We start from the raw sequence: 22,062 nt of genomic DNA, 5'->3' as shown, positions 1-22,062 counted from the left end.
GATGGGAAAACCTACTATCGCCGACCTTGCCAAGGCGGCTGGAGTCTCGGTCACAACTGTTTCGCACGCGTTCAGCGGCCGACGTTACGTCGAGCCGGAAACGCGCAAGCGCATCGAAACGCTGGCGCAGGAAATGGGCTATCGTCCCAATCACCGTGCGCAGCGTTTGCGCACCGGCAGAGCCGGATCTATCGCACTGGTTTCATCGATGCCCTTTGCGGTGGCCGCCGGACCGTCGAGGCTGGGCTTCCTCATGGAAATTGCTGCTGCCGCCGCCGTGACGGCTTTTGCCAGGGGTATTTCCCTTTGCCTCGTTCCTCCACTCGGGCCCCGCGACCGCCTCGACGCGCTTGAGGTGGACGGCGCCATCGTCGTGGAGCCGGAACGAGACGACCCGGTGCTGGATTTCTTTTCGTCCCGCGGGACCGAGGTCGTGTGCATCGGGCGTGCGCCCGGCCGGGACGATCTTCCGTTCGTGGATTTGCAGAGCGCCGCAACGGCGCATCTGCTGCTCGATCACCTGCTTGCGGGCGACGGTCAGGTCGGCTTGATAACGGGTGAACAAAGGCGCAATTCCTATATCGAGATGGAGGCTGTGTATGCGCAGCGCATGGCCGGAAGCGGCTTTACGCCACGCGCCATCCGCATCGACGAACAGGGGGGCGAAGAAGCGGCAGCAATCGCTGCTGAAAGCTTGCTGCGCGCCAATCCCTCCATCTCGGCCCTTTGCGTGCCGGTCGACGCCTTTGCGACAGGCGTTTTCAACGCGGCCCGCGCCACCGGTCGCCAGATCCCGCACGACCTTCGGATCGCGACCCGCTATGACGGCATGCGCGCCAAACTCGCCACCCCTCCGCTGACCGCAGTTGATCTGCACCTTGGTGAGGTGGCAGGAGCCGCAGTCAACCTGCTCTTGGCGCGATTGGAGCAGGTGAACGTCGAACCAAGTGATCTCCCGCCACCAGGTCTGATCCTGCGCCCCTCTTCGATGATTTCGTGCGATTCCATCTGAGGAAGGCTCAAGCCGAGAGCGCGATGGCCGGACATCCGCGCGGCCGCGTTTAACGTCGTGACTGTCGCGCCGTCGCCATTGCCGCCTTTATCCAGGGTCTAAACGGCCCCTGGTATGAAGGAAGAAGGTCCGGCTCAGCAAATTAAGTTTTGCCAACATGCGCGATTGCCGCTAAGGCAGGCGCTGGATATGGTGCTCCGGCAAAACGCAGAGCACTCAGCTGACGAGGATGACTATGGCAACCGGTACCGTAAAGTTTTTCAACCAGGACAAGGGTTTTGGCTTCATCACGCCTGACAATGGCGGACCGGACGTTTTTGTCCATGTGTCGGCGCTTGAGGGCGCAACGTCACTGCGCGACGGTCAAAAGGTCAGCTATGAACTTGGCCAGGACCGCAAGACCGGAAAATCGAAGGCCGAAAACGTCAGGTCAGCCTGAACTTCGGATACCAAGCTTCGGGAATTCGCTTGATTGCATTCCCTCACTTTCCCGGCCGCGCCAGCGGCCGGGAAATATTATGATGTCGTCTCGCGAGGCCGTCGGGTCCTCCTTTTTTGCAGGCGATCCCAACGCACAAAACGGAAACTGAGCGCATAATTCTGGTCCGGCTAACTTCTCTGAAGCTTCCGGCTCACCCTCGACACGCACGCCACGCGCTCTGGCAACGTTCACACCACCGGATATGGCCGGTTTCCGGGTCTCCCCGTCGTCGCCTTGCTGGCGATCGTCGGCCAGTCATTCCAGTCCGGTGGCTTTTGCGATCGAAAGCTGCCGGGAGAAACGCCTGCAACACAGATTTCTCGCCCACCCGCTCCTTGTTCAAACAGCATTCGGCAAAAATCGCGGTTTCCCTTGCAATACTTGCCTTGCCGAGGGGTGCCAAGTGGTGTGCCTGGGAAGCCCAGAGTACATACGACGCCGCCCGTCCCCGCAAACCAGAGGCAGCCAGAAAGTTACCGGCAGATTTCGAGCCGACGAACAGGGTGCTGCGCTCACCGTAGCTGGTAAGCGGTTTGCCGGCGACCTGCGCGCCGATTGGCCGATTGACGCCAAGGGGACCTTGGCGCTTCCTTTGTGACGCCATGAGAAACGCCATATCATCTCCGTTTAGAGCGGCGCGCCCCACATATTGTACCCGGACGGACGCTGTCCCGCGGCGCGTCATATCCAGCATCTCTGCTGCCTTGCTGGAAATATCGATCAAACGCCCTTTGTGGTAAGGGCCACGATCATTGACGCGCACAATGACCGACGAGCCGTTTGTGAGATTTGTCACCCGCACGTAGCTGGGCAAGGGAAGTGTCGGATGCGCGGCGGAGAGGCGGCCCGGATCGTAAGTCTCGCCATTTGCGGTCCGCCGCCCTTGAAACCCCCGAGCGTACCAGGAGGCAATGCCGCTTCGATCGTAGCCCGGTTCCTCCTTCGGATAGTAACGCTTGCCTTTGACCGCGTAAGGCTTGCCGACAGTATAATGGCCGACACGCTGCGAGGTTCTTTTACCGGAAGCATCTGGCATTTGACATAGACACGGTGCAGCGTGGCGGGAGAATGCGCCTTCAGGCTGGTCATGTCGGGCGTAGATGTCGTGGTGCAGGCTCCACCGAACGCACAGAACATCGTAATTGCCAACCAGCGCATGACTTTAACGGTCGCTGCTACTCCATCTCCCATCCCGTCCACCATCGACTGCAACTCGACACGCGACCGCAATGCGCAGTGGAGACGCGAGACAGGCGACGCAGCCGTGAGGGGCTGGTCGACACTAGGCGCAATCTGGGGCGGGCCGTTGGTCCGCTCCATCTCTGATACCTCGGTAAAATGAGGCTACGAGCGAATGGTTCCGCCCTCCCGACCTAGGGCATATCTGCCCGTTCTTCGCGATCAGAGGCGGAAATAAAAAGTCGAGTTCGTCGACTGTGTCGCACCGATGAAAGAGCACCGTCTATTTGGGTGTCAGCGGCGGAAGCGAAACGATGGCTGAATCGCATCGAAGGCGAACTCACCCTCGCAGGCGAACCAAAGCCGGCGCTTCGCCCCGGCCGCCGATTTATGTCGTACCCTGCTTACGAACCGCAGACCGGGAGGTCAGGCGAAACTTCTAGCCTTGAAAATGGGAAGGAAGTTTTCGCCCGGCGCCTCCGCCGGTCTTTCCTCGGCTCTTCGGCGATCTCCGCTCAAAAGTCGCCAGTGGCTCGCGGTTTCTGTTACGCCGCCTTATCCGACGACAGGGCGACCACGGTGGCCGGAAACCTCAGCACCCGCGTCGGACGACAGTGCGAGAAAGCGAAGCGCCGACACGAAGCCTATGGCGGCGATAAAGAGGAAGGCGGCGCGAATATCCGGAAGCATATTATGATCGCCTCCTCCCCCGCCCAGATAGGATGCGAAGCGAATGACGGCTGCGGCAACGGCGATGCCAAGCAGTTGGGAGAGTTGCTGCAGCATCGCCGAAATCGTCGTCGCCGCGCTTCGCTGAGCAGGCGGTACATCCGCGAAGGCGATTGTCGTCAGCGCCGTAAACTGCATCGAGCGGGAAAGGCCGCAGGCAATCAGCAGCACCCACATGACAATGCGCGGCGTTTCTCCGTCGACGAATGCGAAGGCACCGATCGTCGTGGCGGCGATCATGCCATTTACGACAAGAAGGCTGCGGAAGCCGAAAAGACGCAGAGCCGGTGTGGTGACGCTCTTCATCAAAAGGTTGCCGAGAAAGTAGACGAAGACCAGCGAGCCCGTCTCCACCGCATTGAAACCCAAACCAACCTGGAAGAGCAGCGGCAGCAGAAATGGCGTCGCATTGACGGCAAGCCGCCCGGCGGTGCCCGCCGAAAGCGTTGCGAAGGCGAAAGTCGGGATCTTCAGCACTGTCATGTCGAGCAGGGGATGCGCAGCGCGCCGCAGATGGCGGACTGCAAAAAAGCCGGCGAAAAGACCGGCGACCAGAAGGCCAAGTGAAGCGGTCCCACCCGAGGATGAACTGGAAAGCTCCAAACCGCCAAGGGTGAGTGCGAGCGCGCCTCCAGTCAGCAAGACGCCGGTCACATCAAAGGGTCGCGCTCCCTCCGCAGGCACGCGCGGCACGAAAAAGGCAACGATCACGACACCGAATATGCCGAGAGGCAGATTGATGAAGAAGTTCCACTCCCAGCCGGCGTGGGTTGTAATCCAGGCACCGATCAGAGGGCCGATAACGGGGGCAATCAGAGCCGGCCAGGTGATGGTGGCGATCGCCCGCACCAATTCCGCCTTCGGTGCATCGCGCAGTACGAGCTGACGCCCAACTGGCGTCATCAGCGCTGCGGACGCACCTTGGAAGAGCCGAGCCACGGTGAATTGACCAAGCGACGCCGAGAAGCCGCAAGCAACGGAGGCGAGCGTGAACAGCGCGATAGCGGCAAGAAAGACCTCTCGCGCGCCAAAACGCTCGGCGAGCCATCCGGCCGGCGGAATAAACACGGCCATCGCAAGAAGATAGGCGGTGAAGCCAATGTTGAGCGTCACCACATCCGTCGCGAAGGCCTTGGACATGGCCGGCAGCGAGGTTGCGATGATCGTGCTGTCGAGCATCTGCATGAAAAAGGCCACCGCCACGACGGCCGGGACGATGCGGGTGCGGTGAAACGGAAGTGGAGAAGAGGAAATGGAGGACATCATTCAAGAAGAAGAGAGGGCGGAGACGCAGGTGCGCCGCCGCCCGAACCTACAGGATCAGTTGCTGGCAGCAACTCTTTTTAGAGCTGCGTCGTAGAAGGAGCGGTCAATCCAGCTCTCATAATTGACTTTACCCTTCAGCAGCCCGGCTTCGGCCATGAAGGCCTCCTCCCCCTGAAGCGCTTTCACTGCCGCATCCGTGATTTCCGGGTCCTGGAAGAACTTTCCATCCGGGTAGGTGGCGCGGACTGCCTTGTCACTGCTGCCTGTCTCCTTGACAAAGATCGTAGTCGTCTCTTCCGGATTGGCGTCGGCCCAGCGGGCAGTCGCAATATCGACAGCCAGCAGACGTGTCACGATTTCAGGATACTTGCGGGCGAATTCACCGTTGACGCTGAGGAGATGTGGAACCGCCCAATCGGGGCTGCCCGACACGCCGGCGTCGAAGATCACCCGCGCTCCGCCCTTTTCAACAAGCGTCTGCACCGGGCCGGTGCTTTCCACGATGGCATCGACGTCACCACGGGCCAGCGCCGGGCCGGAACTGTCGATACCGAGGTTCAGGCTTTCCACGTCCGCGAGGGAAAGACCTGCGGCCTGCAGGGCCTTGGCGAAGGTCGAGTGACGCACCGTGCCTGAGAGATAGGCGACCTTCTTGCCCTTCAGGTCCTCAATCTTCTGGATCGCAGACTCCGGCTTGACGACGATCTGCGTCTCGTTCGAACGGTTCCAGCTCGAAAGGCCGATGAGCTTCACATCGGCCCCGGTCGCCGCCAGACGAAGCGACGGGTTGTTGCCGATATAGGTGAAGTCGATCGCTCCCGAACCGAGCGCAACCGTGGCAGCGGAACCGCCATCGAATGTCGTCAGCTCGATCTTGATGCCGTCCTTGGCGAACTCGTCTTCCAGCAGTTTCTTGTTGCGATAAAGGATGAATTTCAGGTGGCCCGGCGCGGTCGAGCCGATGCGGATGACCTCGGGCTTCGCGTCGTCGGCAAAGGCCGGCGCGGCACCCGCCACCGGCAGGACCGATAGCGCCAAGGCGAGCTTCAACAATGTGCGGCGGAGTGGATTGGCTGTCATGGATGGATCCTTTCGAAATCGCGTGTTCGTTGGAAGAGAGGCTGGGGCTCAGTTCGGGCCGCTTTCGCCGTCGCCGCGCCAGCGGGTGGCGCGTCGTTCCCCAGCGACGAGCAAGTAGTTCAGCAGGAGGCCGATGATCGTCAGCGTCAGGATGCCGGCATACATCCGGTCTGTTTCCAGCATCAGCGACGAATTCTGGATGAGGTAGCCGATGCCGGATTGGGCCGCGAGCATCTCCGCGGCGATGACCGAAAAGAGCGAGGTCTTCACACCAAGCCGAGCGCCCGCGACAATCGAGGGAACGGCCGAGGGCAGAATGACCTTCTTGAAGAGATCCCAGTCGGACGTTCCCATGGAACGCGCTGCCTTCACCAGCAGTGGATCGACCGACTTCACACCGACGATGGTGTTGATCAGCAGGAAGAAGACGGCCGCGTAGAATGTGATGGCGATCTTTGACGCCTCGCCGATGCCGAGCAAAAGGATGAAGACCGGCAGCAGCGCGAACTGCGAGGTATTGCGCAGGGTCTGGACGAGAAAGTCCGAGGCCTTTTCGAAGAGCGGATAGCGCCCCATCAAAAGACCAAGCGGTACGGCGACAACAACGGCAAGCGAAAAGCCGATCGCGGCGCGCTGCAGGCTGATGCCGATGTGGTCAGCAAGCTGACCCGAGGCGATCATCTCCCACAGGACAGAGAGCACCTGGCTGAGTGGCGGGAAGAACAGCGCGTTGATCCAGCCGGCGCGTGGCGCGATCTCCCAGAGAAGCGCGAAGGCGACGAGCGCCGGCAGGCCCAGCGTAATGGTTGAGAAGGCTTCACCGAGAACCGTCGGCGGTTTCTCCGCGGCACGCTTTCGGCGCGATGATAATGTCCGGCGGAGCGGCAGGTTGCGGTCGGCGATCAGACTCATCGGATCCTCCCTTAGTTGGTATAGTTGGATGCGAGCGCCCAATCGCGCTGGGCCTTGACGACCTCGTCACGCAAGCTTTCCCAGACGCGGCCCCGATAGGCATTGAAGGCCGCGTTGTTGCGGATATCGAGGTCGCGCGGGCGCGGCAGGTCAATCTCGACGATTTCCTTGACGCTCGCCGGGCGCGCTGTCATCACGACCACGCGGTCGGCGAGGTAGATCGCCTCGTCGATCGAATGGGTGACAAAGACGACGGTCGTCTTGATCTGTTCCCAAATGCGCAACAGTTCGCTTTGCAGGATGTCGCGCGTCTGGGCGTCAAGAGCCGCGAAGGGCTCGTCCATCAGCAGCACCTGCGGATCGGTGGAGAGCGCCCGGGCGATTGCCACGCGCTGCTGCATGCCGCCGGAAAGCTGCGAGGGGAAGCGGTCTTCGAAGCCCTTGAGGCCGAAGAGATGCAGGAAATGACGTGCCTTCTCGCGACGCTCCGCCGCCGGCACACCACGCACCTCCAGGGCATATTCGATGTTCTGCAGCGCTGTTCGCCAGGGAAAAAGCGCATATTGCTGGAAGACATAGGCGGTGCGGGCATGCGGTTTGGAGACCTCGATGCCGTCGATGCGAGCGACGCCCGAGGTCGCTTCGGTCAATCCGGCAATGACATCGAGCAGCACCGACTTGCCGCTGCCGGACGGCCCGACCAGCGTGATGAATTCGCCGCGTTTGATGGTCAGGTCGACGCCATCCAGCACCGCAATGCGGCTCGAGGCGACACCGTCCACCGTTACGGTCTGGCCCTGTTTGAGCGTAAAGGTCTTGCGCAGCGCGCTGACGGCTATGCGTTCCATGGTCGAACTCCCTTCAAACCTGCGCCACGCGGATGTGACGGGTCGGATCATCTTGCGCGCCGCCGGCGCGGCCGCGGTTCCACCCGAGCGAGCGGGCGTAGGCGCCAAAAAGGTCGCGTTCCAGCACCTCGGCCTCCGCGATGCCTGTTGGTCCGTGCGCCGCCTCGGCGACATAGAGCGCATCCGTCGGACAATAGATTTCGCAGAGAAAACAGGTTTGGCAGTCGTCTTGCCGGGCAATGATCGGCAGACCCGTTTCGTCGCGATCGAAGACGAAGGCGGGACAGATCCGTTCGCAGATATCGCAGCGGATGCAGCGGTCGACGGAGATAACCTCGATCATCGCTCAGCCCTCCCGAACCGTCTCGAAAGCGAGGTCTTCACGCACGGCGCTCACCTGATCGAGCCCGGAGACGACGATGCGGCTCGCCTGCCCGTCGTCCTCGGTCGGAAAGTCACTCCGGCGGTGCACGCCCCGGCTTTCCGTGCGCAAGAGCGCAGCCGCGACCGTCCAGCGGGCGCTCGCCGTAACCGACGCCACCTCTCGTGCGCGAAGTCGGTCGATGCCGACCGCGGGCTTTGCCTGGTTGAGGCCGGCCCACACGCCTTCCAGAATGCGGTGACTTGTCTCCAGGGCGCTGGCCTTGCGCCAATAACTCCTGTCGAGCGGCACGATCTCCTCGTGCACCGCGCGGGCGGCGGCCGCGAGATTGACGTCTTCACGTTCGCCGGCGCCGCGCAAACCCGTCGCGCCGAGCGGCCGCAAGCGCGCCGCATCACGGGACTTTCTGCTGCTCGCATGCCGGGCGGCGCCGTGACCGGCCCACCAGCCGCTGGCAATCGCCCAGGAGGCATTGATGGCCCCGCCACCGGAAACCCCACCCGTCACGTTTTCACGGCTCGCCGCGTCGCCGGCGGCGTAAAGCCCGGTAATGCCGGTGCCACAGTCGGACGAGACGATACGGATACCGCCGGTGCCGCGCACGGTGCCCTCGTATTTGAGGTCGACCCGGAACAGGTGCTCGAAGGGATTGATCCCCATCCGGTCGTAAGGCTGAAAACAGTTCGGCTGGCCACGACGCAGCCAGTCCTGCATCGCGGGTTCGGCAAGATCGAGCCGGGCATAGACCGGGCCGGACAGCAGGGCCTCGGCCACTTGCCGCTCGCCGCCGCCGATACCGTTCGTCACCGGCTCACCGCGGGCGTCGCGCAGCACCTCGCCGTTCTCTCGGTAGAAGGTCGCCCAGCGAAAAGGCAAGCCCTTGTTCAGCGAGGAACCGTGCGGGGCGAGCGTGTATTTGCCGGTGAATTCCATGCCGGAAAGGGACGCGCCGGCCTCTGCGGCGAAGAGATAGCCATCACCGGTGAGCCCCGTGCCACCGAGGATGCGTTCGAAGAAGGCGCAGCCGCCGGTGGCAAGCACGACGGCACCGGCCGATACGGAGAAGCTTGCGCCATTGCGGCGAGAAAGCCCCGCTGCCCCGCCGACATGATGATCGTCGCCAAGCAGTTCCAGGATAGGATGGTGGTCAAGGATCGTGACACCGGCCTTGTGCACACGCTGGCGCATGAAGCGCATGTAGTCAGGACCGCGCAGGTTGGCGATATAGAGGTTGCCATCCTCTTCGCTCGGAAAGGGATAGCCCCATTCGACGAGCTTCAGGAGGTTTTCGTAGGCGCGGTCAGCCGCGCGCAACATCCAGCGACGATCGGCAAGGCCGGCAGTGCGCTTGAAACGCTGCTCGACCGAGGCTGCGCGCCCTTCTCCCGGCGGCACACACCACGTTCCCGTGTTGGACGGAGCCGTGGCACCGCTCGTGCCGTGGTAGCCCTTGTCAGCCAAGACGACGCGCGCGCCGGTCTCGGCAGCGGAAAGCGCCGCCCAGGCGGCGGCGGGGCCCCCACCGACAACCAGCACGTCCGTTTCGATGTGGCGCCCGTCTTCGGTGGGCTGTTCCTTGCGACGCGATGCCATGATGTCCCGGTACAGAAAAGGAAGCGTTGGCCGGCTGTACGGCCGGCCGTTTCACGATTGCGGATCAGGCTGCGGTGGAGAACCAGGACGGTTCGTTGCCAGCCGACCACTTGATGTTGCAGCCGATCGAGGGCACCTGGCCGGCGCCGACAGCTTCGCCCTTCAGGACCGCGTCGACCGCAGCGCGCAGATCCGCACCCGTCACATCCTTGCCGTTGCCGGGCCGGGCTTCGTCGAACTGGCCGTGATAGGCAAGCTTGCGATCTCGGTCATAGAGAAAGAAGTCCGGAGTGCAGGCCGCACCAAAGGCCTTGGCGACACTTTGCGACGCGTCCTTCAGATAGGGGAAGCCATAGCCGTGAGTCTTTGCCTCTACACCAATCCGCTCCAGCGTTTCTTCCGGATGCGCCTTGGCGTCGTTGCTGTTGATCGCGACGACGGCAAGCCCCTGCGTGGCATAGTCGCGCGCAAATTTCGCCAGTTCCTCGCGGATCAACACCACGAAGGGGCAGCGGTTGGAGATGAAGGTGACGAGCAGCGCCGGGCTATCCTTGAACTCGGCCAACGTGAACAGGTTGCCATCGGCATCGGGCAACGTGAAGTCCGCCGCGCGGGTTCCAAGTGTAATGGGATTGGATTCGGTTTTGGGCATGGTATCCTCCTAGCAAGCCAATAGAAATATTACCTCATAAAACACATAGCTTTTATAGATATTAATTTTCTCCGGATTGCAGGCCGCGGAGATAATCTTGCTGCGCAAGGACACAAGGCTCGGATTCTCGTTTCGGAGTGGCGGTCTTTTGGCAGCGCGCGCGTCGGTCGATCTCGCGAAGTTCTACGGCGCATGAGCGGACAACAATCGCTCCAGGCGCGAACCACGCCCCCGGCCAGGCTCATCTCGCAAAACGAGCAGACGCGTGGCGGGGAGCGTGCGGCGCCCCAGGAAGGCCTCCTGACTCTGGCGCTTCAAACATCGATTCGACGAAAATCTTCCAAGTCCAGTTCTGAAGTCGCGATTATTTTTCTTCTTAATTGGTAGATTTTCTATAATTTAAAGGCGATCCACGCTGTGGAAGGAGAGCGATGTGAGCCTCGACGTCCGCGTGACCGCCAATCAGGATGCACGCCCGAAACACACCCCCTCGGTTGATCTGCCGGCCCCGGCCATTCTTCCCGGTGATCAGGCCCTCTTCTTGAGTGAAACTATCGGCGGGCTCGACGAAGGAGCGCATTTTCTCGATGCCCTCGCCCCCGACGAATGGACGAGGCTGAGAGCGCAGGGCCGCCAGCTCTCGTTTCGAACGGGTGAAGCAATCTTCAACCAGGGCGACGGGCACGGCGGTATCTTCATCATCGAAGCCGGCGACGTCAGGGTCTTTTACACCGCACCGTCGGGGCGCGAGATCACATTGGCCTACTGGACGAAGGGCCATTTTATCGGCGGTCCGGAAATGACGGGCGGCGGGGTGCACATCTGGTCGGGAGAAGCTCTTAGCGACTGTCGTATCCTCTTCCTTCCCGCGCCAGCGCTGAAGAAGCTGGTCGTCGAGATGCCAAATTTCGCGCTCTGTCTCCTGCAGGGGCTGGCCGCCAAGGGACGGTGCTATTCGGCTATGGCGCAGATGCTGGGCACCCGCTCCGTCATCGAACGCCTTGCCCAGTTCCTGATCAATCTCGGCGATCTGCACGGGGTGCGGGACGGGCGAGCCATCATCATCAACGCGAAGGTCACCCATGACCAGATCGCCGCCATGGTCGGTTCGACCCGCCAATGGGTGACGATGATGATGAAGCGGTTCCAGAAGGACGGACTTGTATCCGTGTCGCCGCGCCACATTCGCATCGAGCGCCCGCATGCCTTGATGGAGATGGTGTCGAAGCGCGGCGCGTGAGATTGCGCTTCGATCGCAATCAACCAATCCGGGTCAGCGCCCAGCGCACCGTTTTTCGCACATCCGGATCCGTGTCGGAGGCATGGGCCACCAGCGGCTCGCGCGCCGATGGATCGGCAATCTCGCCGAGCGCTGCCGCGGCCTCCTTGCGGAGCGACGGCAGGTCGCTCGCAAGCTGCGCCGCTATATCGGCCACGGCCGATTGCGCCTTCAGGCTCCCGAGCGCGCCAAGACACTTCTGGCGGACCTGCCAGTAGTCGTCCGCCAATCCCGCAACGAGACCGCCGACGGCAAATGCCTGGCCGATCCTCCCGAGCGATTGCGCCGCGGCCGCCCTCACCTGCCAGACATCGTCCCGTAGCGCCGCAGCAACTGCGGTGGCCGCTGCGACCTGTTTTGTGAACGACAGGGCGTTGACCGCCTCCGCACGGACAGAAGCGTCGGCGTCGCGCGTGGCTGCGATCAATGATGGCAGCGTTTCCTCGAGCTTGAGATAGGCGATCACTCCCAGCGCCTCGGCCCGCACCTGAGCGCTTTCGTCCGACATTGCTTTAAGTGCGGGACCAAGCGCTGCGCGTGAGCGCAGTCCCTTCATTCCGCGAAAACCGGATGCGCGCACAAAAGGGTCCGGATGTGTAGGCAACGAAAGGAGCGCGGGAACCGCAGACGGATCCTTCAACTCGGCAAGGCTGTCCGCCGCAGCAGAACCCACCGATCTATCCAGATCAATCAGGAGTTTCGCCAGCCCGCTGGCGGCATCGATCGTGTCGAAATCGCCGAGTGCCATCGCCACCTGAAGGCGCACGGTCGCATCGTTGTCTCCAACCATCGCCAGCAGATGCAGGAGACTGTCCGGCATCGCCGTCTCGGCAAGATCGATGACGGCGAGGCGGCGAACGGCGGGATCCGCATCAGCGAGACGGCCGACAATTTCATCGGCATTGCCGAAATCCTCGAATGGATCGAACGTCGCCATGTCAGCGCAACAGGTAGGGGATGTTGACGGTAACGGCGCCCGTCGGGCAATCCGTCTCACACGGCATGCAATACCAGCATTCGTCGAACTTCATGTAGGCCTTGCCGGTGAGGTCGCTGATACGCAAGACATCGAGCGGGCAAACCTCGACGCAGACGGTGCAGCCCTTGTCGGCGATGCATTTCGCTTCGTCGACGACGACGGGAACTGTGGTGGGGGAAAGTGCAAACGGCATGGCTCTCCTCGATCAGGCTTGGTTCGAAACGCGCAGACGCTCGTAGGCCGTCCGCTCTTCGGTCTCGATAGGAACGATGTAGGGCTCAATGGCGCGCTTCTCGGAGCTCATGCGGCCATTCACCTTGCGAAGCAGCGTGTGGCAGAACCAGTTCTCGTCGTCCTTTTCGGGATAATCGATCCGGTTGTGATAAAGGCCCCAGCGGCTTTCGGTCCGATAGAGCGATGCATGGGCGGCCATGTCCGCGCAATCGAGGATGGACGACACCTCCAATGACCGCATCAGCTCATGCGCGTTGCGCGCGACGAGGGCTGTCTCCAGGTCGTCCCTGGCCTCGGCCAATCGTTGCTGGCCGATCTGCATCCGAGCCGTTACCTTGGGCGGCTGCAGGTAGTCGTTGACGAGGCGCCGCACCTTGTATTCGAGCTGGTTGGGGGGAATTCCGTCGTCACGACGCGTCGGCGCCAGAACGCGCTCGCGCTCGAGCCGCACGAAGTCGGGATCGTAGTCCGGAAGGTCGGTTTCCAATGCCACCTCTGCCGCATGCTCTCCAGCCACCGCCCCGTTTGTGAAGGCTCCGAGCATGTAGTTGTGCGGCACGCTTGCCATGTCGCCGGCAGCATAAAGGCCAGGCACGGTCGTGCGCGCATATTCGTCGACGAAGACGCCTGATGCGCTGTGGCCGGAGCAGAAACCGATCTCGGAAATGTGCATCTCGATCATCTTGTCGCGATAGTCGGTGCCACGCGCCGCATGAAACCGCCCACGGGAGGGGCGCTCGACCCGATGCAGGATGTCTTCGATCTCGCCGACCGTGTCGGGATGGAGATGGTTGAGCTTCAGGAAGACAGGGCCTTTTCCCGATTGCAGCTCATTGTAAAACTCCTGCATCATCTGCCCGGACCAATAGTCACTTTCGATGAACCGCTTGCCCTCGCTGTTGGCGGTGTAGGCGCCGAACGGACCGGCGACGTAAGCGCAGGCGGGACCGTTATAGTCCTTGATCAGCGGATTGATCTGGTAGCATTCGAGGTTCGCGAGCGCCGCCCCGGCATGATAGGCCATGGCATAGCCATCCCCGGAGTTCGTGGGATTCTCGTAGGTGCCGAACAGATAGCCCGAATGCGGCAGGCCGAGCCTACCGGCCGCTCCCATGCACAGGATCACCGCCTTGGCCCGAAGCACGAGAAATTCCGCAGTGCGGGTGTTGACGGCAACGGCACCGGCGATGCGACCATCCTTCGCCGTCAGCAACCGCGTGGCCATGAAGCGGTTGGAAATCAGGATGCGCTCGCGTTTCAGCTGGCGATAGAGCGCCTTCTTGACCGTTTCGCCATTCGGCATCGGCAACACATAAGTGCCGAGGTGATGGACCTTCTTCAGGTCGTAGTCGCCGTTGGCATTCCTCTGGAAGCGGATGCCGAAGCGATCCAGTTCCTGGATGATGTCGTAGCAGCGTGATGCGTAGTTGAAGACCGGCGCCTGATCGACGATGCCATCGTTGGCGATCGTGATTTCCTTCGTGTACTGCTCCGGTGTCGCATAGCCCGGCACGACGGCGTTGTTCAGCCCGTCCATGCCCATCGAGATTGCGCCGGATCGTTTCACGTTGGCTTTTTCCAGCAACACGACGGTCAGCGCAGGGTTCTTCTGCTTCGCCTTCAAGGCCGCCATCGGACCGGCGGTTCCGCCGCCGATCACCAGGACATCGCAGGCAACTTCCGACAGGCCGTCAATAAAATCGTCCATGCTTCTTCCTCAAAACGTAGAGTCGGCGATCGCGCGCAGGTAGGGCCAGGGGTAGATGCCGCGATCATGGCCATCGGAAAAAACCAGCCGGATCGCGTAGGTGCCGATTGGCTCTGCACCGCTGAGTGTGACGGCATCATAGGAACCAGCGCGCCCTTCGATATCCGCGCGCACCTGGCTGGCAGCGCGGCTGCGCGCCCGCAGCACGGTCGCCGGGATATGAGAAACCGCCCCATCGTCCCACGTGACAGCGAGACTGCTGCGTGCAGCATTGACCTTGAGACTGATAGCGATCATGGGCGCTCCTTGATGGTTCGACCATTTTAGGAAGGTGGGGGCCCCGCACACGCAATAAATTGCCTTGGCATTTCGATGGGGACCCTGTCGCAGCCGAACGAGGTCCCCACGAACGCGCGCCAACGCCCGTAAGGCCGGGCGACGAAGCGCACGTCCGCACCCGGCGCCCACGATCGTGGTCGCAAACCCCAACGCTCTCGCCGGCAGTCAAATCGAACGCTACACGGCCTCAAGTATCTGACGCTGCAAATCGACCGCACGGGGGTCAGCCAGCTCCCGCCGCGGACGCTCGAGATCGATGTCGATATCGAGCGCGATTGCCCCTTCCCGCAGCACCACCACACGGTCGGCCAGCGCCACCGCCTCTGCGACGTCGTGGGTGATCAGCACGGTGGTAAAACCTCGACCCGTCCAGATCTCCTCGAGCAGGCGATGCATTTCAATGCGCGTGAGCGCATCGAGCGCGCCGAAAGGTTCATCGAGCAACAGGATCTGCGGCGCACTGACGAGGGCGCGGGCGAGAGCCACGCGCTGACGCTGGCCGCCGGAAAGTACACTCGGCCAATCGTTTTCACGTCCCCCCAACCCCACGTCCGCGAGCGCTCGACGGGCAGTTTCCTGCCAGTTCTGGCCGCGGGCGATGCCGACGTTCTCGATAACCCGCTGCCAGGGAACAAGGCGCGCCTCCTGGAAAAGCAGGCGCACGGACGCAAGGGTGCGGTCAACCTTTTGCCCGGCGATACTGACGCGGCCCGCCGTTGCCGCATCAAGACCGGCGATCAGCCGCAACAAGGTTGATTTGCCGCCACCCGACCTTCCGACGACGGCAAGAAACTGGCCCGCGGGAACTTCCAGGTTGAAACTGTCGAGGACGTTGAGCTGGCCGAAAGACTTTTCGACCCGCGACAGCGAAATCGGGAGACCGCCGTCGCTATCCCTCACATGGGCCTGCAGGGCACTCATTGTCGGCCCCCCTGCTTCAACTGATAGGCCGGATGCCATACGAGAACGCGCTTCTCAATCGAACGGGTCACAACATCAGCGAATTTTCCGAGAAGCGCATAGACGATAATGCCGAGCAGGACGACGTCCGTCTGCAGGAACTCCCGCGCGTTCATCGTCATGTATCCAATGCCGTTCGTCGATGAAATCGTTTCAGCGACGATCAGCGTCAGCCACATGAAACCGAGAGCATAGCGCAGGCCGACCAGGATGGAGGGCAGCGCGCCGGGAAGAATGATGCGGCGGATCAGCGCCCTGCGGTCGAGCCCGTAGACGGACGCCATTTCAACGATCTGAGGGTCGATGGTTCGCACGCCATAGAAGGTGTTGATGTAGATCGGGAAAAAGACGCCGATCGAAACCAGAAAGATCTTGGCGGTTTCATCGATACCGAACCAGAGGATCACGAGCGGGATCAAGGCAAGATGCGGGATGTTGCGCACCATCTGGACGGTGCTGTCGAGGAGGGTTTCGGCCGGTTTCCACAGACCGGTAACGACGCCGGCGACGAAGCCGAGCCCGCCGCCGATCGCAAGGCCTATGAAGGCCCGACGGGTGGAGGCGAGCGTATGGAAAAGAAGCGAGCCATCAAGCAACGACCGCCAGAAGGCCGCAGCAATCGTCGTCGGCGCCGGCATGAGGCGGGCGGTGACGAGACCCGTGCGCGCCGCAATTTCCCAAACGACGAGAAGCGCAAGCGGAAGAGCCCATGGAGCCAGCCCGCTCCACAGGTTCTTCAGATTGGGCCTGCGGGCTTCGCCGGTAGCAATACCGGCTACCGACACGTCCACCATCAGGCACCGCCTTTGCGCACGACGTCCGCGATCGAGATCTTGTTCGGGATCAGGCCGAGTTCGAAGAAGGTATCGGCGATCGTCTGTTGCTGTTTGACGATGCCCTCATCAAGAGCCTTCACGCCGTACGATTGTCGCTGCAGCGCGACGGCCAGCACGTCCGCGGGAATGCCAACGGAAGGCGAAAGTTCGGCGGCCGCGGCGGCCGGATTGGCCTTCGCCCATTCGTCGATCTCTGCAACGGCCTCGATCACCGTATCGACGGCCTCGGGATGGCCGTCCACGAATGGCTTTGCGCCCAGGTAGAACTGGTGGTTGGGTACGATCCCTTCGCCGTTTCGAAGTTCGCGTGCCTCGATCGCGAGCTCGGCTGAGGCCTGGAACGGGTCCCAGATCACCCAGGCATCGACGGCGCCCTGTTCAAAGGCAGCGCGGGCGTCGGCGGGCGGAAGGAAGGAGGTCTTGATGTCGCTATAGTTGAGACCAGCCTCCTCCAGCGCCTTCACCAGGAGGAAGTGCACGTTCGAACCCTTGTTAAGGGCGACGGTCTTACCCTTGAGATCCGAAACCTTCTGGATGGGGCTACCCTTCGGCACGAGGATCGCCTCGCCGCGCGGCGCCGGCGGTTCATGGGCGATATAGACCAGCGGCGCGCCGGCCGCCTGCGCGAAGATCGGCGGCGTTTCTCCCGTCGTACCGAAATCGACTGCGCCGACATTCAAGGCTTCGAGAAGTTGCGGGCCCGCCGGGAATTCTGCCCATGTGACCGTGTAGCCGATCTTCTCCAGCTTCTTCTCCAGAAGACCCTTTCCCTTGAGCAGCACAAGCGTGCCGTATTTCTGGTAGCCAATGCGGATCACTTTGTCGGAGGCTGCTGCGGGAGCGACCTCAAGAAGCGGCACCGTAAACAGGGCCGCAAGCGCTATCGAGAAAAGGCGTCTGGAAATCATCATGACGTTCTCCAATGAAAGAACGCAAGGGGCAGAACGCCTTGAGTTGGCGGCTTTCCTTGGGTTCGGTTTTGTTCTGACCGGCCTTTTTGCCGATCGGCTCAATAGTCTTCGTTCCGCTGGACAGGGCCGTCCTTCGGTTCTGAACCATTCTCCAATGCGTGACCTGATGCCTTGGCTTCGGTCACAGAGTGGCGTTCGGCTCCCGGCTTCCCATTCTCCTTGAGGAGCGCAGCCCGGCACTGCTAGGCTCGCTAGAAAGTCATCAGGACAGTCGGGATTTCATTGACGCGCCTTCCGTGATGATGCTTTCGCCGCGCGGCTCGTAAGCGCGCTGGTCGCGCAGGATCTGGAAGGCGATCGTCAAAAGCTTGCGCGCCATCGCCACACGCGCCTTGTTGGTTCCTCTGATCTTCAGGTGCTCATATTGGGCGCGAAGCTGTGGATCGCTGGCGATCGCCGGGGTGACCGCTTCGACAAAAGCCCAGCGCAGCCACTTGTTGCCCTGCTTGATGATCTTGCCGTGATAGGTCTTGCCGCCGCTCGAATAGGTCGAGGGCACCAGCCCGGCATAGGCGGCCAGCTTCTTCGGGTTGCGGAACCGCGCTATGTCATCGATCTCCGCGTCGATCAGACGGGCGAAGAACTCGCCGATGCCGGGGATCGTCTTCAACAGCCTCACGTTGGGATTGGCCTTGGTCATCGCCCGGATCGTCGCTTCCGACTGCTTGATCCGCTCATCGATGTCGCCAATGAAAGCGAGGCCACGGTCGATCTGGATGCGGTCGATCTCAGAGACGTTGACCTGCGAAAGCTGAATGCGGCCGGCCTTACCAAACAGATCGCCGAGCGTCTTCAGTTGCGCCGTCTGCTCCGGATAGCGATCAAACACCGTGACGATGCGGTTCTTCGTCATCGTGCGCAGCCGCACGTAGAACATCCGCTCCCGCAGGGCGACACGCAGGTCCCGCGACCGCTCGCTTGGCGCCCAGGCTTCCGGCACCAGGTCGGCGCGCAGCAAATGCGCCAGCACGGTCGCATCGATCTTGTCGGTCTTGATCTTGGCGTCGGCGATCGCCTTGACCTTCAACGGGTGGGCGAGAACGACATCATCACAAATGTCGTCGAGCCAGTCGTAGATAACCATCCAGTTGCGCGTCGCCTCGACAACCGCATGGCTGTTTTCGCGGTACCGCTCGAGAAACCCGCCGAGCGACTGGCGATCGTTCTTCACCCGGCCGGAGCGCAGCGTCTTGCCGCTGCTGTCCTGCACCACCAGATGGCTATAGGATTTGTGGTAATCAACGCCGATATGGTAATCATAGGACGCAGTCATGCTTCCAACTCCCGTGTTGAGATCTCCAAAACCCCAACAGGATAAGCCGAAAGGCCGGAAGCGTGGCTGTCCCTCAATCATCATCGCCATCTCAGTGATCCGTTCTCTCAGCGGACGCGGTCTCTTTCATGCCAGCTCCTGTGCGAAAGGTGTATATTAGCACATATAATCGATAGATTTCACCTTCATTCTAGAGCGCCCTTTCCAAGCTTACCGCCGCGCGTAGTTTTTTCTCCTCACGCCTGGGACTTTGCGACGATAGAGCTTCCAACCATCGGCTCAGTTGAGCGCCGAAGCGACCGTCAGCAAGCCGACCAGACCGCAGGCGCTGCCAGACAGGTGTGTGCAGTCAAAACACCCTTCCTTCCCTCAGATGCGTGGTCGTGCCGTTCAGCAGGTAGTCGCCCAGCACACGCGACTTATGCAGGAGCGGGTTGTGGTTGAGAACGGTGCGGATGTTGCGCCAGTGCCGATCGAAGTTGTTGCCGCGCGAAGTCGCCGAGCCGCCGCCGAGCTCGAACATGCGCTCAGCGCTTCGCAAGCCGAGCTGGCCAAGGACAAGCTGCGCTCGCGCTGTCGTCAGCGCGCTCTCGATCAAGGCGTCCTCGATCTCGGCATCGTTGCTACTGCCCAAGGCGGCAACCGTCCGGTCGAGCGCAACCGCGGCGGCGGCAACCGCCGTGTCGATCGCGAAGGAATTGGCGGCGATTTCGCCGATCACCTGCTGCACGAACGGATCCTGATTGGCCGTTTCGGCGCTGCTGTGGGCGGCAGATCGCGCTTGGCTGCGAACATAGGCAAGGCCGTCCGAAAGGACGTTTCGCACCGCGCCGGCAGCACTTGCCGCCAGATGCAACTGGCGCAGCGTCGAGCAGTGGCGACCGACGAGATTGTCGAGGGCGCGCCGGGCCAATTCGTGCGGAAACACCTCGACATTGTCGAGGATGACGCCGCCGCTGGCGGTCAGGCGCTGCCCCATGCCATCCCAATCGTCAAGAATGGTAATGCCCTGCCGGTCGACCGGCAGGAGAACACCAACGGCCTGCCCCTCCTCGTCCAGCGCGCTGAACGAAGCGAAGTCGGCAAAGGCTGTTCCCGTGGCATACCATTTGCGGCCGTTGAGCCTGTAGGTGTCGCCCTTTCTGGCGATCGTCGTCGTCACCTGGCCGGGGCGAGCCGTGCCTTGCTCTGTATGGGCGCCGCCAAAAAGCTTGCCGCCCAGAATAAGCTCGACCGCACCGGCATCCCGCTCACGAGGCTCGCTGAGGATAACGTTTTCGACATAGTTGAAATGGGACCGGAGCGCGTGGGCGACGTTGGAATCGGCAGCACCGATCGCCGCGATCATCTCGATGTAATCGGCAACAGAACCGCCCGGCCCGCCGAGCACCGCCGGGATGCGCAGGGTTCCAAGTTCCAGCTCGCGGAAAAGCTTGAAGGCTTCGAAGGGAAGTTGACGCGACAGGTCTCGTTCGGATGCGCCCTTGGCGACTTCGGCCACGAAGCCGGGAATGCGCGCGAGAAGCTGCGCGCGTGTTGGGCGGGAAACGGTCAGCACCTTGGTTATCGTCACACGTCAACTCCGACACTGAAGAAAAAGAGAGTGCAGCCAGGGTCCGCTCCGGCTGCACTCGCGCCTTCGACGACTACGTCGTCGAGATCATTTACGATTGCCCGTCGAGATAGATGCCTGCCCCATTGCTCCAGAGATGCTCGACGCCGAGCTTCAGGTTCTTTACCCGCTTGTCGTAGACGGTGATGACAGCCGGGGTGACGATGTCGAGCGTCGGCAGATCCTGAACCACCAGTTTCTGGAACTCGTTGAAGAGCTGCAGGCGCTTCTTCGGATCGATCTCGACAGCGGCCGTTTCGAGCAGTCGATCGACGTCCGGGTTCGAATACTTGGAGCCGTTGGTGAAGGGCACGCCCGGCTTGAAGTTCTTCGACCAGTAGAGCCGCTGAACACCGACGGTCGGGTCGTAGAGGTTACTCATGCCTTCAATGGCGATATCGAAGTCGCGATCGGTGAAGACGCGTTTGACGAAAGTCGCAAAGTCCTGGGTTCGCAGCTCTACCTTGATGCCCACTTTGCCAAGGGCCTGGGCGATGTATTCCGCGGTCTGCTTGGGAGGACCGGAAGGCTGGGTCGGATCGATGAACAGCTTGAAGCGGAAACCGTCGGCGCCCCGCTCATAACCTGCCTCGTCGAGGAGCTTTTCGGCCTTGGCCGGGTCGAACTCGTATTTGGGAAGGTCCGGAGTGTAGAACTTCGCGAGATCCGGGCTGACAGGCCCGTCGAGCCGCGTTGCATAGCCGAGGTAGACGGTATTGACGATGAAGTCCTTGTCGACCGCGTGCGCGATCGCATGGCGCACCTTGATGTCGGCAAGATACTTGTTTTCGAGATTGAACTCGGCGCGGGCGATGCTCGGCGAATAGGGTGCCGGATCGGTATCGACGACGAGGTTCGGGTTGGTCTTCAGCCGGTCGATGTCGGTGAGCGGCAGGTTGGCCGTCGAGACCTGCACCTCGCCGGTCTCGATCGCAGCGACGGCTGCCGCCGGATCGATGATGAAGCGGAAGATGATCTGATCAAGGTAGGGCTTGGGCGAACCCCAATAGTCCTCGTTGCGCACGAAAAGCGCATGGCTTCCGCGCACCCATTCGACGAACTTGTAGGGGCCGGTGCCGACAGGCGCGACGTTGTGCGGGTTTTCCGCAATCTTTGTGCCTTCATAGAGGTGCTTCGGGACGATTGGCGCCTCGAAGCTTGCAAAGGCGGTCAAAAGGTAAGGAGCCGGCTTGGCAAGGATCAATTCGACCTCATGCGAATTGAGAACATTGGCCTCCTTCACATGGGCAAAGGTCGCCCGGCCACGTGGGTGGTTTTCCTTAAGCGCCAGGATCGAAAAGGCGACGTCTTCGGCCGTGAAATCCTTGCCGTCGTGCCAACGGACACCCTGGCGCAGCTTGAACCAGTAGCGCAGGCCGTCTTCGCTGACCGTCCACTCGGTGGCGAGCAGCGGCTGAGGATTGAAGTCCTTGTCATAGGTGAGCAGGCTCTCGGTCGCCTTGCCGCTGATGTAGTAGGCAGCGCCGGCGCTATGGGCGATAAGGACGAGAACTGGCGGTTCGGTGCCGATGTTGATCGATACGCTGCCGCCGCGCGGCGGCTCGTCTGCCGCGAGCGAGGGCACCGGCAGCATTGGAACGGCAATCGCGCTCGCCAGCGCAACGGAGGAAAGGAGGAACGCGCGCCGCGTCGGCTTGAAAGTCCCGTTGTGTCTTGCTGTCATCTGAGTATCCCCTAGCAGGCGAAGCACAGGCAACGCCGATTTCTCCAGCACCC

Annotated in this window: 21 protein-coding genes; 3 read left to right on the top strand and 18 right to left on the bottom strand. The window is 61.7% G+C overall.

Features of this window, described 5'->3' with window-relative positions:
• Position 1: 1 nt before the first annotated feature.
• Both IB263_RS28050 and IB263_RS28045 read left to right on the top strand, forming a co-directional pair.
• Complete coding sequence (locus IB263_RS28050; protein ID WP_060521239.1) at positions 2 to 1,012, top strand: substrate-binding domain-containing protein; 1,011 nt, start codon at positions 2 to 4, stop codon at positions 1,010 to 1,012.
• 235 nt (positions 1,013 to 1,247) lie between these two features.
• Positions 1,248 to 1,451, top strand: a complete 204-nt coding sequence (locus IB263_RS28045) for a cold-shock protein (protein WP_034791723.1) — start codon at positions 1,248 to 1,250, stop codon at positions 1,449 to 1,451.
• Between the two features lie 193 nt (positions 1,452 to 1,644).
• On the opposite strand, the gene IB263_RS28040 is transcribed toward IB263_RS28045, so the two are convergent.
• The 8 genes from IB263_RS28040 to IB263_RS28005 all read right to left on the bottom strand — a co-directional run bounded on the left by IB263_RS28040 (position 1,645) and on the right by IB263_RS28005 (position 10,134).
• Positions 1,645 to 2,529 carry a septal ring lytic transglycosylase RlpA family protein gene (locus IB263_RS28040; protein WP_192439306.1) on the bottom strand — a complete coding sequence of 295 codons (885 nt, stop codon included), beginning with the start codon at positions 2,527 to 2,529 and terminating at the stop codon, positions 1,645 to 1,647.
• 698 nt (positions 2,530 to 3,227) lie between these two features.
• Complete coding sequence (locus IB263_RS28035; protein WP_060521240.1) at positions 3,228 to 4,667, bottom strand: MFS transporter; 1,440 nt, start codon at positions 4,665 to 4,667, stop codon at positions 3,228 to 3,230.
• A gap of 54 nt (positions 4,668 to 4,721) precedes the next feature.
• Positions 4,722 to 5,747 carry an aliphatic sulfonate ABC transporter substrate-binding protein gene (locus tag IB263_RS28030; RefSeq protein ID WP_060521241.1) on the bottom strand — a complete coding sequence of 342 codons (1,026 nt, stop codon included), beginning with the start codon at positions 5,745 to 5,747 and terminating at the stop codon, positions 4,722 to 4,724.
• A gap of 48 nt (positions 5,748 to 5,795) precedes the next feature.
• Positions 5,796 to 6,659, bottom strand: coding sequence for an ABC transporter permease (locus IB263_RS28025; RefSeq protein WP_060521242.1), 864 nt, complete (start codon positions 6,657 to 6,659; stop codon positions 5,796 to 5,798).
• Positions 6,660 to 6,670: 11 nt separating this feature from the next.
• A complete protein-coding gene (locus IB263_RS28020) occupies positions 6,671 to 7,507 on the bottom strand; it encodes an ABC transporter ATP-binding protein (RefSeq protein WP_060521243.1) in 837 nt (278 codons plus the stop codon).
• Positions 7,508 to 7,520: 13 nt separating this feature from the next.
• Positions 7,521 to 7,850: a ferredoxin family protein gene (locus IB263_RS28015; protein ID WP_034791661.1), complete on the bottom strand. Its 330-nt coding sequence runs from the start codon at positions 7,848 to 7,850 to the stop codon at positions 7,521 to 7,523.
• Positions 7,851 to 7,853: 3 nt separating this feature from the next.
• Positions 7,854 to 9,482 (bottom strand): FAD-binding protein, encoded by a 1,629-nt coding sequence (locus tag IB263_RS28010; RefSeq protein WP_110819026.1) that lies wholly within the window; start codon positions 9,480 to 9,482, stop codon positions 7,854 to 7,856.
• Positions 9,483 to 9,546: 64 nt separating this feature from the next.
• Positions 9,547 to 10,134, bottom strand: a complete 588-nt coding sequence (locus tag IB263_RS28005; RefSeq protein WP_110819025.1) for a thioredoxin family protein — start codon at positions 10,132 to 10,134, stop codon at positions 9,547 to 9,549.
• A 499-nt stretch (positions 10,135 to 10,633) separates the two neighbouring features.
• Between IB263_RS28005 and IB263_RS28000 the strand changes: the two genes are divergently transcribed.
• On the top strand, positions 10,634 to 11,374 hold the full coding sequence (locus IB263_RS28000; RefSeq protein WP_192439343.1) for a Crp/Fnr family transcriptional regulator: 741 nt from the start codon (positions 10,634 to 10,636) through the stop codon (positions 11,372 to 11,374).
• 19 nt (positions 11,375 to 11,393) lie between these two features.
• On the opposite strand, the gene IB263_RS27995 is transcribed toward IB263_RS28000, so the two are convergent.
• The 10 genes from IB263_RS27995 to IB263_RS27950 all read right to left on the bottom strand — a co-directional run bounded on the left by IB263_RS27995 (position 11,394) and on the right by IB263_RS27950 (position 22,009).
• The gene (locus IB263_RS27995; protein WP_060604879.1) at positions 11,394 to 12,350 is read right to left on the bottom strand and encodes a HEAT repeat domain-containing protein; all 957 of its coding nucleotides are present in this window, start codon (positions 12,348 to 12,350) and stop codon (positions 11,394 to 11,396) included.
• A 1-nt stretch (position 12,351) separates the two neighbouring features.
• Entirely contained in the window at positions 12,352 to 12,585 is a 234-nt protein-coding gene (locus IB263_RS27990; protein WP_090299370.1) for a ferredoxin family protein, read from the bottom strand.
• A gap of 12 nt (positions 12,586 to 12,597) precedes the next feature.
• Positions 12,598 to 14,334, bottom strand: coding sequence for a fumarate reductase/succinate dehydrogenase flavoprotein subunit (locus tag IB263_RS27985; RefSeq protein ID WP_192439305.1), 1,737 nt, complete (start codon positions 14,332 to 14,334; stop codon positions 12,598 to 12,600).
• Between the two features lie 9 nt (positions 14,335 to 14,343).
• The gene (locus tag IB263_RS27980; RefSeq protein WP_034791608.1) at positions 14,344 to 14,631 is read right to left on the bottom strand and encodes a DUF971 domain-containing protein; all 288 of its coding nucleotides are present in this window, start codon (positions 14,629 to 14,631) and stop codon (positions 14,344 to 14,346) included.
• 219 nt (positions 14,632 to 14,850) lie between these two features.
• Positions 14,851 to 15,594: an ABC transporter ATP-binding protein gene (locus IB263_RS27975; RefSeq protein ID WP_192439304.1), complete on the bottom strand. Its 744-nt coding sequence runs from the start codon at positions 15,592 to 15,594 to the stop codon at positions 14,851 to 14,853.
• Positions 15,591 to 16,427, bottom strand: coding sequence for an ABC transporter permease subunit (locus tag IB263_RS27970; protein ID WP_051659223.1), 837 nt, complete (start codon positions 16,425 to 16,427; stop codon positions 15,591 to 15,593). The genes IB263_RS27975 and IB263_RS27970 overlap by 4 nt, the downstream gene beginning before the upstream one ends.
• Entirely contained in the window at positions 16,427 to 17,380 is a 954-nt protein-coding gene (locus IB263_RS27965; protein WP_110819022.1) for a sulfonate ABC transporter substrate-binding protein, read from the bottom strand. The genes IB263_RS27970 and IB263_RS27965 overlap by 1 nt, the downstream gene beginning before the upstream one ends.
• A gap of 262 nt (positions 17,381 to 17,642) precedes the next feature.
• On the bottom strand, positions 17,643 to 18,713 hold the full coding sequence (locus IB263_RS27960) for an IS110 family transposase (protein WP_192373398.1): 1,071 nt from the start codon (positions 18,711 to 18,713) through the stop codon (positions 17,643 to 17,645).
• A 349-nt stretch (positions 18,714 to 19,062) separates the two neighbouring features.
• Complete coding sequence (locus IB263_RS27955; protein WP_192439303.1) at positions 19,063 to 20,286, bottom strand: acyl-CoA dehydrogenase family protein; 1,224 nt, start codon at positions 20,284 to 20,286, stop codon at positions 19,063 to 19,065.
• A 91-nt stretch (positions 20,287 to 20,377) separates the two neighbouring features.
• Entirely contained in the window at positions 20,378 to 22,009 is a 1,632-nt protein-coding gene (locus IB263_RS27950) for an ABC transporter substrate-binding protein (RefSeq protein WP_192439302.1), read from the bottom strand.
• Positions 22,010 to 22,062: the final 53 nt, after the last annotated feature.

Origin of the sequence: Ensifer sp. ENS03, assembly GCF_014852035.1 — a bacterium.
In the GTDB taxonomy this organism is placed as follows: Bacteria; Pseudomonadota; Alphaproteobacteria; order Rhizobiales; family Rhizobiaceae; genus Ensifer; species Ensifer adhaerens.
This window is presented reverse-complemented; position numbering and strand designations above follow the sequence as displayed.